Here is a 14,676-nt window from a genome sequence, read left to right on the forward strand (position 1 = left end):
CGCTTACGCCCGGCCCCAACCGGCGACAATAATCAACATGCCGCTAAACGCTACAAGCGCGCCAATCCAATCCCATGTACTGAGCTTGACGCCATCCACCACGCGCAGCCAAATCAGCGCCGTCACCACATAGACACCCCCGTAAGCCGCGAACACACGACCGCTCGCTGCCGGATGCAGCGTCAGCAACCAGACAAACAACGCCAGACTCGCCGCTGCAGGCAGTAAAAGCCACGCGGTCATTCCCTTCTTCAGCCACAGCCACGGCAGGAAACAGCCAACAATTTCGGCAATCGCAGTCAAAAAAAACAGTAAAGTGGTTTTCACCAGCATAGAAAATCTCTCTCTCGCCTAAACAAAAGGCTCACCGCTGGTGAGCAAAGTTGCAGCGATGATATACTAGCCCTCATGGTTGTGACAGCCGGGTTTCTGGCTGTGCTGGTGTTAACTAAAGGAAATCACAATGAAAAACCTGTTTTCTCTCCTGCTGACTTTGGCGTTAACCGCCGGTGCGCTGCTGACCGCTCCGCTGGCATCGGCCCAAACCGACCGCCTGATCATTGAGAACGGCAACAGTGCTTCCAGCAACGAAGCCGCGCGTCAAAGCAAAGAACAGTGGAACGACACGAAAAACCTACGCAATAAAGTGAATACGCGCGTAGAGAAAGAGTTCGATAAAACCGATAAGGCTTTTGACACCCGAGATAGCTGCGAGAAGAGCTACAACGTCAATGCGTATTGGGAACCGAACACCCTGCGCTGCCTTGATCGTCGTACCGGCCGTACGGTCGCACCTTAATTCTATGTTGCTGCTATAGTTTTCTAGGGAATTCAGAACCAAGGAGAGTGTGATGAAAAAACGTAATGCAGTGATGTTGATGGCAATGCTGGCGTTGCCGATGCTGGCGCAGGCTTCCTGTGAAACCGTTAAAGCGGATATCAGTAAGAAGATCGTCAGTAACGGCGTGGCCGAATCGGACTTTACGCTGGATATCGTGCCTAACGATCAGGCCGATCAAGCGGGCGGCCAGGTAGTGGGTCACTGCGAAAATGACAGCCAGAAAATCGTGTATAAGAAAAACGGCCGAGACAGTGAAAGCAATGTCCCGGCTAGCGCAGGCAGTTCACAGGATGCTCCCGCGCAGTAATACTGAAAGGGCGGCTGATGGCCGCCCTTTTCTATTCTGCCTCTGGCCGCTGACGCGGCATCAACCACGCAATCCACAACGTTAGCATCGCAATCACTAACGCCACCACAAACACCCAATGCAGCGAAGCAGCAATCTGCCCGGTCCACTGATGCAACGTCGCTTCGGACAGTGACTGACGGCTTTCATGTGACATGATTTGCTGCATCGGATCACTGGCCTGTGGCAGACGCTGCGCAAGATTGAAGTTCAGTACCGCGCCCATCAGCGCAGTACCAATCGCTGAACCCAGCATGCGGCTAAACATAATTGACGCGGTGCAAATGCCACGAATGTCGTAGTGCGCATGGTTTTGCACCGACACCAGGAAGGTGGTGCTGGTCATGCCCATACCCGTGCCAATGACAAAAGCAGTCAGCCCGGCTTGCATGATTGAACTGTCGGTACGCAATAGCAGCAGTAGCGCGCTACCCGCAATCAATAATAAGGCTCCCAGCTGCGCGGTAAAGCGATAGGACGTGACTAACATCAATCGACCACTCAGCGTGCTGGCTAACGGCCAGCCAATCGACATCATCGCCAACGCACTCCCCGCCTGCAGCGGTGTACCGCCAGTAATACCCTGAATCCAGGTTGGCAGAAACGCGCTGATGCCCATCATGGTGGCACCGATGATCAAATTACCGGCATTGCCTGCCAGAATTAACCGGCTGCGCCAGATGGCGAGAGGAAACAGGGGTGCCTCAGCTCGCTGTTCATGCTGTTTTAATTGCCAGCCCGCCAGCAATGCCAATAACAGGAATGCCAGTAACCAGTAACCAAGGGCATCCGCCTGCAACAGCGCCACTAACAGCGCCGTAACGCAAATCATCAGCCAGCAGCTGCCGGTAAGATTCAGCGTTGCCCCTTTGTGATGTTCACGCGCCGGTAAGAAACGCGCTAATAGCAGCATGGAAAACAGACCAATCGGCACGTTGACCCAGAAAATCACCGACCAGTTAAAGTGCTGCACCAGCCAGGCACCACTCAGCGGCCCAATAATAGCCGCGACACCCCAGACGCTGGAGAGCCAGCCTTGCACATTGGCACGTTCGCGCGGGGAGTAGATGTCGGCCACAATGGTGCTGGTGAGCGGCATAATTGCGCCTGCACCCAGGCCCTGAAACGCGCGAAACAGAATTAACCACGTCATGGTATGCGCAAAACCGCACAATACCGAACCGATCAGGAACAGCGAGACGCCAATGAAAAAGAGTCGTTTACGCCCCCACATATCAGCAAGCCGACCATAGAGTGGCACGCTCACGGCCTGAGTCAGCAAATAGATAGAGAAGACCCAGCCAAACTGCGAGAAACCGCCGAGTTCAGCAATAATGGTCGGCATCGCGGTCGCCACAATGGTGACTTCAATCGCGGCCATAAACATGGCGAGCATGCAGGCGATAAGGATCCAGTGGCGATGTTCCGTGTTCAATTCTGCAGTTTCAGTCATACGTCTCCCTTTTTTCTCTCAAGGCTAGCTGATTTTCCATCAGACGAGTTTCCTCTGCGTGCGCCCATTGTGTGACAACGTCACACAATTCGATGAATTTTTTTTATTGTTAGATGATGCCTTATTTCATGCGGGTTAAGAAGGTTTTACCCGCCCTTCTATCTGTCTGATTTTGCCGTGAAAACTGGCGCAATACGCTAAGCATTGCTATAGCTTTTAACAGCACTTTCCAGTTATTCACTGGAAAAGCACTATCTAACAGTCATTTTATCTGCAATTTATTAGCGTGAAGGATTTTCGTATGTGGTTTGTTCTCCACTACGTCCTCAACCGTGAAATGACATAACAAGATCGAACAATTTGTCGAATCAGGGAGACTCTCGCATGCAAAATGCATCGCTCGTTAGTAGAGCCGGGCTGGCACTACTGGCCATCGTCGCGGTGATTGCCCTGCTGGTTTGGGGAATCGGGTTGAATACGCTGCGCGACCGGCAAGAGGACTTAATTTATCTGGGTCAGCAGCATCTGTTTTTAGTGTTTTGGTCAATGTTTTTCGCCCTGCTGATTGGCATTCCGAGCGGGGTTTTGCTCAGCCGCCCGTTTGCTCGTCGTTGGGCGGAATATGTGATGCAGATCTTTAACGTCGGGAATACCTTGCCGCCGCTGGCTGTTCTCGCACTGGCCATGGTCATTGTCGGGATTGGCGATCGCCCTGCCTTAATCGCCCTGTTCCTCGCCTCATTGCTACCTATCGTGCGTAATACCTATTCCGGATTAAGCGCGGTGCCGCCTTCGCTGATTGAAGCCGCCAACGGCATCGGCATGACCAAATTCCAACGTCTGCGTCAGGTAGAAATTCCCAATGCCTTGCCAGTGATTCTGGCGGGTGTGCGCATTGCGACCGCCATCAATGTCGGTACGGCACCGCTGGCCTTCCTGATTGGTGCCAGCAGTTTTGGCGAACTGATTTTCCCCGGCATTTACCTCAATGACTTCCCTACGTTGATCCTCGGCGCCGTGGCCACCGCCCTGTTTGCGTTGATCCTCGATTTGCTGCTGGCAGCATTGGGTCGATTCCTCAGCCCGCACTCTGCGGCTTAACACAAGGAGCTAAGTGATGGGTAAAACGCATAACTTAACGCGCTGGGTGAAACACACGGCGCTGGCACTGGCCGCGACATTGGCCATCAGCCAAACCGCCGCTGCGGCCACGCCGATTGTGATGGCAACCAAGAGCTTTACCGAACAGCATATTTTGTCTGCCATGACCGTGCTCTGGCTGCAAAAGAAAGGTTTTCAGGTGGTCCCTAAAACCAATATCGCCACCACGATTGGTCGTAATGCGATGATCAACAAGCAAATCGATATGACCTGGGAGTACACCGGTACCTCGCTGATCATCTTCAACCACATCAACAAACCGATGTCATCTGAAGAGGCTTATAAAACCGTTAAACAACTCGATGCCAAACTGGGTCTGGTGTGGCTCGATCCCGCGCCAATGAACAACACTTATGCATTTGCCATGCAGCGTGCACGCGCCGATAAAGAAGGCATCAGCACCATGTCACAGCTGGTTGCCAAACTGGAACAGGTGCGCAAAACCGACCCCGACCACAACTGGAAACTCGGGCTCGACTTAGAGTTCTCCGGCCGTTCCGATGGCCTGAAGCCGTTGCAGAAAGCCTACGACATGCCGCTGGATCGCCCGCAGATTCGCCAGATGGATCCGGGATTGGTGTACAACGCGGTACGTGATGGTTTTGTCGATGCGGGCTTGATTTATACCACCGATGGGCGAGTCAAAGGCTTTGATCTCAAGGTTTTGGAAGATGATAAACACTTCTTCCCGAGTTACAACGTCACGCCAGTCGTACGTCAGGATGTGTTGAAAAGCCATCCGGGATTGGATGCGGCCCTCAATCAACTCTCACCGCTGATCACCGACGAAGCGATCACCGAGATGAACAAACGTGTTGATATCGATCATCAGTCACCGCAGCAGGTGGCGCGTGATTTCCTGCAATCGAAAAACATGCTGTAAGGAGGCGTCATGGAGACTTTGCATTACATCATGAGTAACTGGCACACCCTGATGGCCTTAACCTGGCAGCATACCTGGCTGGTGCTGGTGGCAGTGGGATTCGCCATCATTGTTGGCGTGCCACTGGGCATTTTGATTGTGCGCTTTAAATGGCTCGCGACGCCGGTGCTCGGTATCGCCACCATCGTACTGACGATTCCAACCATCGCGCTGTTTGGTCTGATGATTCCGCTGTTTTCCATGATCGGTCAGGGTATTGGTGCATTGCCTGCTATCTGCGCGGTGTTCCTTTACTCCCTGCTGCCGATTGTGCGTAACACCCATACCGCACTGGAAAACCTGTCGCCAGGGCTGCGTGAAGCCGGTCGCGGCATAGGCATGACTTTCTGGCAGCGCCTGCGCTGGGTCGAAATTCCAATGGCGCTGCCAGTGATCTTCGGCGGTATCCGCACTGCGGTGGTCATGAACGTTGGCGTGATGGCGATTGCCGCAGTCATCGGCGCAGGCGGATTAGGCTTACAGCTGCTGGATGGTATCAGCGGCAGTGATGTGCGCATGCTGATTGCCGGTGCACTAATGATTTGTTTATTAGCGATTGTGCTTGATTGGCTACTGCACCGTTTGCAGTCGGCGCTGACTCCTAAGGGGATTCGATAATGATAAAACTGGAAAACCTGACGAAAACCTTTACACAAAAAAACGGCACCGCCTTTAACGCCGTAGATAACGTCAGCCTGGAAGTCCCTGCCGGAGAGATGTGCGTGCTGCTCGGCCCCTCCGGCTGTGGCAAGACCACCACGCTGAAAATGATCAACCGTCTGATCCCAGCCAGCAGCGGAAAAATTTTGATCAACGGTGAAGACACCAGCGGACAAGATACCGTGACGCTGCGCCGCAATATCGGCTACGTGATTCAGCAGATTGGTCTGTTCCCTAACATGACCATTGAAGAGAACATTACCGTAGTGCCGCGCATGCTGGGCTGGGATAAAAAGCGCTGCCGCGAACGTGCTACCGAGTTGATGAGCATGGTGGCGCTCGATCCCAGCAAATTCCTGCATCGCTATCCACGAGAAATGTCAGGTGGTCAGCAGCAGCGTATCGGCGTGATCCGCGCGCTGGCGGCTGATCCACCAGTACTGCTGATGGACGAACCTTTTGGCGCTGTCGACCCAATCAACCGTGAAGTGATTCAGAATGAGTTTCTCGAAATGCAGCGCCAGTTGAAGAAAACCGTAATGCTGGTAAGCCATGACATCGATGAAGCACTCAAACTGGGTGACCGCATCGCGGTGTTTGGACAGGGCAAAATCGTACAGTGCGCCAGTCCCGATGAGCTGTTGGCAAAACCCGCCAATGATTTTGTTGGATCATTTGTTGGCCAGGACCGTACGCTGAAACGCCTGCTGCTGGTGCAGGCGGGCGACGTCACCGATCAGCAGCCAACCATCACCGTGCAGCGCAGCACGCCGTTGCAGGAGGCGTTCGCCACCATGGATGACAACGACATGCGATCTGTCACCGTGGTAGATAATGATGGCAAGCCGCTGGGCTTTGTGAAACGTCGCGAAGCGCGTAATGCCGCCGGACGCTGCGAGGAGATGCTGCATACCTTTAAAGTGACGGGTAAGGCCGAAGAAAATCTGCGCGTGGTGCTTTCCAAGCTGTATGAACACAACACCGTCTGGATGCCGATCGTCGATGAGGAAGGACGCTACAGCGGTGAGATTTCGCAAGACTATATCGCGGACTATCTCAGCTCGGGACGTACGCGCCGCAGACTGAATCCTTAACCAATCGCACAATGGCTGAATCTTAAGGCACAGTGCACGGCAGCCCGAGTCCAGACAAACCGCACGACAGCTAACACGTTGGAAGAGGCGGCAGAGGAGTAAAGCGTCCTGCGCCAGGGATGGCGCGGGCCGAGCCCCAGGGATGGTTTATGGCGTCTTTACGATCTGCCGCCTCTTCCGACGTACGCACAAACTCACAGACAGCGGTTTAGATCCCCACCTCTCCTAACGCAAAATCAGTGATTTTCCTCCACCGCACCGACAACCCGCTCATCTCCCCGCTCCGATGGCAGCACGATATTCAACAGCATCGCCAGAATGCCACCCGTGGTCACCGCATGACCAAACAAATTACTCACTAACGGTGGCAACTGCTTCAACACCTCGGGTACCGCTTCCACACCCAAGCCAATACCAAAGGACACCGCGACGATCAACATCTCACGGCGTCCCAACGTGGATTGCGTCATCACCCGAATGCCTGCCGCCACCACACTGCCAAACATCACCAGAGTGGCACCGCCGAGAACTGGCGCTGGAATTTGCTGCAGCACATTGCCGATCACCGGAAACACGCCCAACAGCAACAGCATCACGCCAATCACCATGCCAACATAACGGCTGGCCACGCCGGTCATCTGAATCACACCGTTATTCTGCGCAAAGGTAGTATTAGGGAATGCCGAAAACATCGCGGCGAACAGACAGCTAATCCCATCAGCCAAAATGCCGCCCTGCAAACGACGTTGAAAACCGTCGCCCTCAATGGGTTGCTGCGAAATCAGGCAATTCGCCGTCAAATCCCCTACCGCCTCAATCACGCAAATCACCGACACCAGCGCAATCGGCACGAAAATGCTCCAGCTAAAATCGAAACCAAAGCGGAAAAATGAAGGCAAAACCAGCCAGTGACTGGACATCATCGGTTTGATGGGCAGATGGCCGGTCAGTGCCGCCGCCAGACAGCCAACCACGATACCTGCCACTACCGCGAGAAGGCGCATCCAGCGATTCTGCGAACGGTTAAGCACAATGATCACCAGCAGCGTCAGCCCGCCCAGCGCCAGATTTCCTGGCGCACCAAAGTCAGCAGCATTATGGCCGCCTGCCCAATCGGTGATGCTCACTTTTATCAGGCTGATGCCGATCAAGGTAATCACCGTGCCGGTCACCACTGGCGTCAGCACTTTCCGCAACGGCGCTACGCAACGGCTGATCAACATCGGAATAAAAGCTGCCACGAAGTTACAGCCCATGATCATCGCCATGATTGCTTCCGGTGAACCGCCCTGCGCTTTCACCATCAAACCGCCAGATAAGATGACTCCGAGAAAAGCAAAGCTGGTGCCTTGCAGGCAAATCATGCCCGCCCCAATCCCCATAAAGCGACGCGCCTGCAGAAATGTCCCTAAACCGGAAACCAGCAAAGACATGCTGATCAGATACGGAATGTAAGTCTGCAATCCGAGGATTGAGCCAATAATCAGTGGCGGCGTAATGATCCCTACCACGCTGGCAAGGACGTGCTGCAACGCAGCGAAAAAGGCGGGAACAGGACCAATACGGGCATCAAGCCCATACAATAAACCTTTAGGGGAGTGCGACATGTGTGTGCTCCGGCAGAATATTCATCAGCATGGCTGATGCATGATTCACGCCATTGGCACTCACATTGAGGAAAAAATTTATAACCGCATGATTATAAGCTGATTTAAGCAGAGCGATCTCGGATGCTGAACCCGAAACCTTAGATTCAGCCACCGATCATTTGCATCGCTTCGTTTCATCATGCCGCAGGCTGTGCACTATCAACGTGCATTAATGCCTCATCCAGCAGGGAAATGTCCAGATAACCACTCAGCTCACGCTGCTCGGCACGCGGCAGATAAGGCAACTCACCCAGCAGCGGTGCGCCTAGCTTTTCACGCAGAACATCAATGATTTCAGCGTAATGTGCTAATCCCGGATTAATACGGTTGGCGACCCAACCTGCTAAAGGCAGCCCATCACCTACGATGGCATTAGCAGTCAGTAAAGCATGGCTAATGCAACCTTCTTTAATGCCCACCACCATGACGACCGGCAGTTGTTCCTGTTGAACCCAACTGGACAACGGCTGCAGATCATTCATCAGACTGCGCCAGCCGCCAGTTCCCTCCACCACCACCCGCGCGGCGCGGCTTTGTAACTGCTCAAGGCTGCGGCTCAGCAACGGATAATCCATTCGCACGGATGCGCTGGTGCTGATTTCATCTTCTTCCAGGGTGATGGGATTCACCGCCTGGTAAGGCAGTTCAAGACCCGATGCCTGCTGCAGCAGCAAAGCATCTTTATTACGCAATCCGTCTGGCGTGTGCTGTGCACTTTTAGCAACAGGTTTGTAGCCTGCTGCACAGAGACCCGCTTTGGCGAAACACTGCAGCAGCGCGCGTGACACGACGGTTTTACCCACCGCGGTGTCGGTACCGGTGACAAAGATTGTTTTCACCTTATTCCTCCTTCGTTGAAGCGATGTGTAACCTGCGAAGAAGGCAGTTTAAGGAAATGTCTCGGATGGCAGATTGCGTTAGCGCAAACTTAAGGCGAGCAGTGATTAGCCTTGCAACAGTTTTACCAGCAAATGGCCGCTATAAAGTGAGTCTTTGATCAGCGCGGCGGCACCAAAAGTGCCCGGATCGCTAAAGCTGGTAGGGGCAAGTTGGATCTCATGACTGTATGCGGGTAACGCCTGCTGACGAATGGTGCTGCTAACGGCAGGAAACAGCACCTCAGCGGCTTGATTAAGCGGAGAACCAATCAGGATTTGTTGGGGATTGAAGATATTCACCATCATTGCCAACATGCGACCAATGTGGTGGCCGACACCGGCAATCACATCACGCGCCAGTCGATCGCCCTGCTGCGCGGCTGCGCATAAACTGGCGATGGTTAGCGGTTCCCGATGCAGCAAACTGTCGGGTTGCGAAGATAAACGCTGGGCCGCCAGCTGCAATAAACTGCCTGTGCTGGCCACGGTTTCCAGACAGCCATGATTACCGCAGTAACACTGCTGGCCGTAAGGATCGATCTGCGTATGCCCAATTTCTACCAGCGCACGACCTCGTTTGTGCAAAAGCTGGCCCCCGCTGATCACACCCGCACCAACCGTTTCATCAATCACTATTTGAATAACATCCTGCGCACCGCGCGAAGCACCGAACAGCGCTTCGGCCAGCGTCCAGGCGGAGATGTCATGTTGCACAAATACCGGTAAACCCGTGAGCGAGGAAAGTGTTTCACCTAACGGCATTTCCTGCACGTCATAGCCCGGCATGCGATGCACCACACCCGATGCCGCGTTAATTAAACCGGGTAAGGTGATGGCAATCGCGGTAAGACGCTCAAGTTTGTTCTGATGGCGGACGAAGAAGTCATTAACCATTTGCTGCAGCGTTTGCAGCAGCGGCTGGTCAGCGCTGGCAGGCAGTGGCAGTCGATCTTCCTGCAACGCACGGCTGCTCAGATCGCGCAGCGTTAACGTGATCTGTCCCGGTTGAATACGGATGGCAAGATAGTGCCAGGCGAGGGTATCAAGAATCAAACCAATGGCCGGACGGCCACGGCTGCCTGGATCCTGGAACTCGGTTTCCTGCACCAGATGCGCATCGAGCATTTCACGCACAATTTTGGTGATGCTGGCGGGTGCCAGCTGGGCACGTTTAGAAAGCTCAATACGCGAAATCGGGCCGTAAAGGTCAATCAGTCGGTAAACCACACCTGCGTTGGTCTGTTTTATTTGGTCAATGTGGCCAGGCTGACTGTCCAGATTCACGCCCTGCTCCCGGATATTTTCGCGCTTCTAAATAAACAGCAGCTATGGTGATGCAGATTGGCAGGCAGCGTCAAATATTTGATTAGAAATGTGATTTATCGCACATAAAGATCGGGCCAATGATCATCAGACGATTTAAATTTCGGCATTTTGCATCATCAATTGCATCATATTGTGCATTTGCGCAGTGGGTTGCCGCGTGGCTGACCAGACCAGCCAGACTTCAGAAATGGCATCGTGCTCCTGCAGGGGAATCCACACCACATCAGCCAGTCGCGCACGCCGAAATGAGGCCGGCAATATGGAAACACCCAAGCCGGTGGCGACCAGACCGAGAATCGTCATCGCCTCGCCCACCTCCTGAGTAATAAAGGGTTTGATTTGATAACGGTGCAGCAGCGCCAGTGTTTCTCCGTACAGCGCGGTACCCCCCTGTGGATCAAAAAACACAAAGGGCTCGTTGGCCAGTGCCTGAATAGAGATCGATTCGGCATCCGCTAGCGGATGTGCCCAGTGCACCAGCGCGCACAACGGCTCGCGTAACAGCACCCGATGCTGTAAATCGCTTGGTAACGGCGTGTTGCGCATCACCCCCAAATCCAGCCGACCTTCGTGCAGCGGTGCTAACTGCTGACGCGTGTTATTTTCCTGCATCGAAATGTGCACTTCCGGCCAACGCTGACGAAATTGATAAAGCGCATCCGAGACCAGACCGGTGAAGGGTGCGGAAGAGGTGAAACCAATGCGCAGCTCGCCTTCCTGTCCACTGTGCACACGCGCTGCCCTACTGGCGGCTTGTTCAACCTGCAGCAGAATGACGCGCGCATCCTGTAAAAACAACTGACCAGCAGGTGTGATCTGCACGCTGCGATTAGTGCGGGTAAACAGCTGTGCGCCAATCTCCTGCTCCAGCTGCTGAATCTGTTGGCTGAGCGGCGGTTGGGAGATATTCAGCCGCTGTGCCGCGCGGCCAAAGTGCAGCTCTTCCGCAACGGCGATGAAATATCGCAGATGGCGCAACTCAATATTCATACTTTAAACGTCTCATTTGAGATTATTAATATATTGTACAACCTATTCCCATTTTCCTACAGTAATCAGACCGTTTCTCATCTAAGGATATTCCGTGAGTCGCTCTTCCCAGGCAGTGACAATTCGTGAAGACGAGTTGTCCGCTAAGCCTGATTCAACCGTAGCCTCCTCCGAATGGATTGAACGTGGATCGCCGCAGTTTATGCGCGTCACGCTGGCATTATTCTCCGCTGGATTGGCCACCTTCGCGCTGCTGTATTGTGTGCAGCCAATTTTGCCCGTGCTGTCACAGCAGTTTGGCGTCTCTCCCGCCGAGAGCAGTATTTCATTGTCACTCTCAACGGGTTTGATGGCGCTGGGCTTGCTGGTGACCGGCCCGCTATCCGATGCCATCGGGCGTAAGTCGGTGATGGTCACTGCCTTAATGCTCGCCGCCATTTGCACGTTGATTTCGGCCACCATGACCAGTTGGCAAGGCATTTTGATGATGCGTGCACTGATTGGGTTGTCTCTCAGCGGTGTGGCAGCGGTCGGTATGACTTATTTAAGTGAAGAGATTCATCCCCGTGTTATTGCCTTCTCGATGGGGCTGTACATCAGCGGCAATTCAATTGGCGGCATGAGCGGACGCTTGCTCACCGGGGTGCTGACAGATTTCTTCTCATGGCGTGTAGCCATTGGGGTGATCGGTTGCTTCTCGCTAGCAGGCGCACTGATGTTCTGGAAGATTCTGCCGGCATCACGTCATTTCCGTCCCGCTTCGTTGCGACCGCGCAGTTTATTTATCAACTTCCGCCTGCATTGGCGCGACAAGGGTTTGCCGTTCCTGTTTGCAGAAGGTTTCCTGTTGATGGGTGCGTTTGTGACGCTGTTTAACTACATCGGCTACCGTTTGTTAAGCGCGCCCTGGTCGTTGAGCCAGGCGGTGGTGGGACTGCTGTCGGTGGTTTATCTGACTGGCTCGTGGAGCTCGCCCAAAGCAGGCGCGTTGACCAGTCGTTTTGGCCGTGGTCCGGTGATGATTGCCGCCACCGCCATTATGCTGGCTGGATTGTTGCTCACCGCCTTCAATTCACTCTGGCTGATACTGCCCGGCATGATGCTGTTTACGGCGGGCTTTTTTGCCGCGCACTCCGTTGCCAGCGGTTGGATTGGCCCACGCGCACGCCGTGCCAAAGGCCAGGCCTCGTCACTCTATCTGTTCAGCTATTACGTAGGTTCCAGCGTGGCGGGTACGTTAGGCGGCGTGTTCTGGCACAGCTATGGCTGGGCGGGCGTAACGCTGTTCATCAGTGTGCTGCTGTTGCTGGCCTTGTTCGTCGGCTGGCGTTTACAGTGCCGAAAACTGTAATACCTTTCATCTAAACGACGGGGCCGCCGCGCCCCGCTTCTCGCTTAAGCCGTCAGAATCTCGCTTTCAAATAGTCCCACTTAAAACAAAACGACAATTCGTCGCTATAATCCATTTTATTCCAACAATAGTTAGATTTTCTTTTTTCACAGCAATGAGGACGTTAGATGCAACTCTATTATTACGTCGATAAGCATGCAGGCTATAACGACAACCATGTGGTACATGCAACAGGCTGCCCGTTCCTGCCATCAGATGGTGCACGGCGCTTTCTCGGCACTTTCTACACCGCCACGGCCGCCATTCAACAAGCACGTAAATTCTATTCCAGTGCCCTTGGATGTGAACATTGTTGTCCGGTGACGGTAAAAAAAAGCCTGACCACTCAGCATAGCGTGGCGCTAAAACATATGGTGCAACTCTGATAATGCTGGTCTGACAATGGCGTAGCGCTTACAGGGTTATGTTAAGTACGGCTGTCACATCGTTCTAATAAAGAAACAGCCGACTTGGTCATCACTGGATCGTAAAGCGTTACGCCCTGGTTGTTCTTACCCGCCATGCCTCCCTGAGACAAAAAGCAAGAATGGATAATAACCTCAGGCTATTACCACGACCTTTAGCGATAAAAAATAATCAGGAATAAAAACGGTACTCATGGTTTTCATCCGCTCACTAATGCTCCACAATAGCCCCAATTTGTGATGCAGGTCACTTAACCGGGCTCGTTTCGCCCCCTCACTCGCTGTCAGATCGATTTGAACCCCATGCAACCAACTACCGTCTCACGTAAAACAGCCTGGCTACGCGTTGTGCTGCTGGCGATTGCCGCCTTTGTCTTTAATACCACTGAATTTGTACCTGTTGGCCTGTTGTCGGATATAGCGGCGAGCTACGCCATGAAGACCGCTGATGTCGGTATTATGCTGACCATTTATGCATGGGTCGTTGCGCTGTTATCCCTGCCGTTAATGCTACTGACGCGGAATATAGAACGCCGTCTGCTGCTGTCGGTGTTGTTCATTCTGTTTATCGCCAGCCATGTGCTTTCGTCCGTGGCATGGGATTTCACCTCGCTGGTGATTTCGCGCATCGGCATCGCACTGGCGCACGCGGTATTCTGGTCGATTACTGCTTCACTCGCGATTCGTGTTGCTCCGGCTGGCAAAAAAACCCAGGCGTTGAGTATGCTGGCAACCGGTACGGCATTGGCGATGGTGTTGGGCGTGCCCATTGGCCGAATCGTTGGGCAATACCTCGGCTGGCGCACCACTTTCGGCATGATCGGCTTGTCAGCGTTGGTGCTGCTAATTTTGCTGGTGCGGATACTGCCACGTCTGCCGAGCGAGCACACAGGCTCACTGAGTAGCGTACCGATGCTGTTCCGCCGTCCGGCGCTGGTGGCAATGTATATTCTGGTGACGCTGGTGGTCACCGCGCACTACACCGCATACAGCTACATCGAACCCTTTATGCAGGTGGTCGCGAATGCGGATGAGAACTTCACGACTTTACTGCTGTTGCTGTTCGGTTCAGCCGGGATTATCGGCAGCGTGCTGTTCAGTACGCTGGGCAACAAATTCCCCTCAGCGATGTTACTCGCCGCGATTGGCATCATCACGTTGAGTATGGGGCTGTTGCTGTTTGCCGCCGTGCGCCCTGCAGCCATTTCGCTGCTGTGCATTTTCTGGGGCATGGCAATGATGATGATCGGCCTGGCGATGCAGGTTCGTGTGCTGTCACTGGCACCGGATGCCACCGATGTGGCGATGTCATTGTTCTCAGGTATTTATAACATCGGGATTGGTGCGGGTGCCCTGTTGGGTAACCAGGTCAGCCTGCATATGAAAATGTCGGATGTGGGTAACGTGGGGGGGTTAATTGGACTGGTTGCGTTGTTCTGGTGTATCACCATCTTCCGTCGGTATCCGCAACTCCGCTCTAACGGATAATTCGCTTCACGACCAGGGGCCCACATCAGTGCGCCCCTGCGCCATTCTTTGCG

Annotated in this window: 15 protein-coding genes; 9 read left to right on the top strand and 6 right to left on the bottom strand. The window is 53.7% G+C overall.

Going from position 1 to position 14,676, the window contains the following annotated elements; genetic code table 11:
* Window positions 1-3: 3 nt before the first annotated feature.
* On the bottom strand, window positions 4-333 hold the full coding sequence (locus tag AC6I8L_RS09795) for a YnfA family protein (RefSeq protein ID WP_072226535.1): 330 nt from the start codon (window positions 331-333) through the stop codon (window positions 4-6).
* 130 nt (window positions 334-463) lie between these two features.
* On the opposite strand from AC6I8L_RS09795, the gene AC6I8L_RS09800 reads away from it, so the two are divergent.
* Together AC6I8L_RS09800 and AC6I8L_RS09805 are read left to right on the top strand one after the other, a co-directional pair.
* The gene (locus tag AC6I8L_RS09800) at window positions 464-799 is read left to right on the top strand and encodes a DUF1283 family protein (RefSeq protein WP_058960493.1); all 336 of its coding nucleotides are present in this window, start codon (window positions 464-466) and stop codon (window positions 797-799) included.
* Between the two features lie 52 nt (window positions 800-851).
* Window positions 852-1,148: a DUF1161 domain-containing protein gene (locus AC6I8L_RS09805; RefSeq protein ID WP_034823436.1), complete on the top strand. Its 297-nt coding sequence runs from the start codon at window positions 852-854 to the stop codon at window positions 1,146-1,148.
* Window positions 1,149-1,179: 31 nt separating this feature from the next.
* On the opposite strand, the gene AC6I8L_RS09810 is transcribed toward AC6I8L_RS09805, so the two are convergent.
* Window positions 1,180-2,640: an MDR family MFS transporter gene (locus AC6I8L_RS09810; RefSeq protein ID WP_058960492.1), complete on the bottom strand. Its 1,461-nt coding sequence runs from the start codon at window positions 2,638-2,640 to the stop codon at window positions 1,180-1,182.
* Window positions 2,641-3,024: 384 nt separating this feature from the next.
* Here AC6I8L_RS09810 and osmY point away from each other — a divergent pair, with 384 nt between their 5' ends.
* The 4 genes from osmY to osmV are packed head-to-tail and all read left to right on the top strand — an operon-like array spanning window position 3,025 to window position 6,477.
* Window positions 3,025-3,741 (top strand): osmoprotectant ABC transporter permease OsmY, encoded by a 717-nt coding sequence (osmY, locus tag AC6I8L_RS09815; RefSeq protein ID WP_034823434.1) that lies wholly within the window; start codon window positions 3,025-3,027, stop codon window positions 3,739-3,741.
* Between the two features lie 16 nt (window positions 3,742-3,757).
* The gene (locus tag AC6I8L_RS09820; protein ID WP_058960491.1) at window positions 3,758-4,684 is read left to right on the top strand and encodes a glycine betaine ABC transporter substrate-binding protein; all 927 of its coding nucleotides are present in this window, start codon (window positions 3,758-3,760) and stop codon (window positions 4,682-4,684) included.
* 9 nt (window positions 4,685-4,693) lie between these two features.
* Entirely contained in the window at window positions 4,694-5,341 is a 648-nt protein-coding gene (osmW, locus tag AC6I8L_RS09825; protein ID WP_034823432.1) for an osmoprotectant ABC transporter permease OsmW, read from the top strand.
* Window positions 5,341-6,477, top strand: a complete 1,137-nt coding sequence (gene osmV, locus AC6I8L_RS09830) for an osmoprotectant ABC transporter ATP-binding protein OsmV (protein ID WP_034823431.1) — start codon at window positions 5,341-5,343, stop codon at window positions 6,475-6,477. The genes osmW and osmV overlap by 1 nt, the downstream gene beginning before the upstream one ends.
* Window positions 6,478-6,713: 236 nt before the next feature.
* Here the strand turns inward: osmV and AC6I8L_RS09835 are convergent, their stop codons facing one another.
* The 4 genes from AC6I8L_RS09835 to AC6I8L_RS09850 all read right to left on the bottom strand — a co-directional run bounded on the left by AC6I8L_RS09835 (window position 6,714) and on the right by AC6I8L_RS09850 (window position 11,320).
* Window positions 6,714-8,084, bottom strand: coding sequence for a nucleobase:cation symporter-2 family protein (locus tag AC6I8L_RS09835; protein WP_058960490.1), 1,371 nt, complete (start codon window positions 8,082-8,084; stop codon window positions 6,714-6,716).
* Between the two features lie 179 nt (window positions 8,085-8,263).
* Complete coding sequence (gene bioD, locus AC6I8L_RS09840) at window positions 8,264-8,965, bottom strand: dethiobiotin synthase (protein ID WP_058960489.1); 702 nt, start codon at window positions 8,963-8,965, stop codon at window positions 8,264-8,266.
* A gap of 105 nt (window positions 8,966-9,070) precedes the next feature.
* Complete coding sequence (gene mlc, locus AC6I8L_RS09845) at window positions 9,071-10,288, bottom strand: sugar metabolism global transcriptional regulator Mlc (protein ID WP_058960488.1); 1,218 nt, start codon at window positions 10,286-10,288, stop codon at window positions 9,071-9,073.
* A 135-nt stretch (window positions 10,289-10,423) separates the two neighbouring features.
* Entirely contained in the window at window positions 10,424-11,320 is an 897-nt protein-coding gene (locus AC6I8L_RS09850; protein WP_058960487.1) for a LysR family transcriptional regulator, read from the bottom strand.
* Between the two features lie 94 nt (window positions 11,321-11,414).
* On the opposite strand from AC6I8L_RS09850, the gene ynfM reads away from it, so the two are divergent.
* The 3 genes from ynfM (at window position 11,415) to AC6I8L_RS09865 (ending at window position 14,623) form a co-directional block, all read left to right on the top strand.
* Entirely contained in the window at window positions 11,415-12,671 is a 1,257-nt protein-coding gene (ynfM, locus tag AC6I8L_RS09855) for a multidrug efflux MFS transporter YnfM/SxtP(Kp) (protein ID WP_058960486.1), read from the top strand.
* A gap of 167 nt (window positions 12,672-12,838) precedes the next feature.
* Entirely contained in the window at window positions 12,839-13,096 is a 258-nt protein-coding gene (locus AC6I8L_RS09860; RefSeq protein WP_058960485.1) for a hypothetical protein, read from the top strand.
* Window positions 13,097-13,438: 342 nt separating this feature from the next.
* The gene (locus tag AC6I8L_RS09865) at window positions 13,439-14,623 is read left to right on the top strand and encodes a sugar transporter (protein WP_034831177.1); all 1,185 of its coding nucleotides are present in this window, start codon (window positions 13,439-13,441) and stop codon (window positions 14,621-14,623) included.
* The last annotated feature ends 53 nt before the right edge of the window (window positions 14,624-14,676 follow it).

This window comes from Type-E symbiont of Plautia stali, from assembly GCF_059731115.1.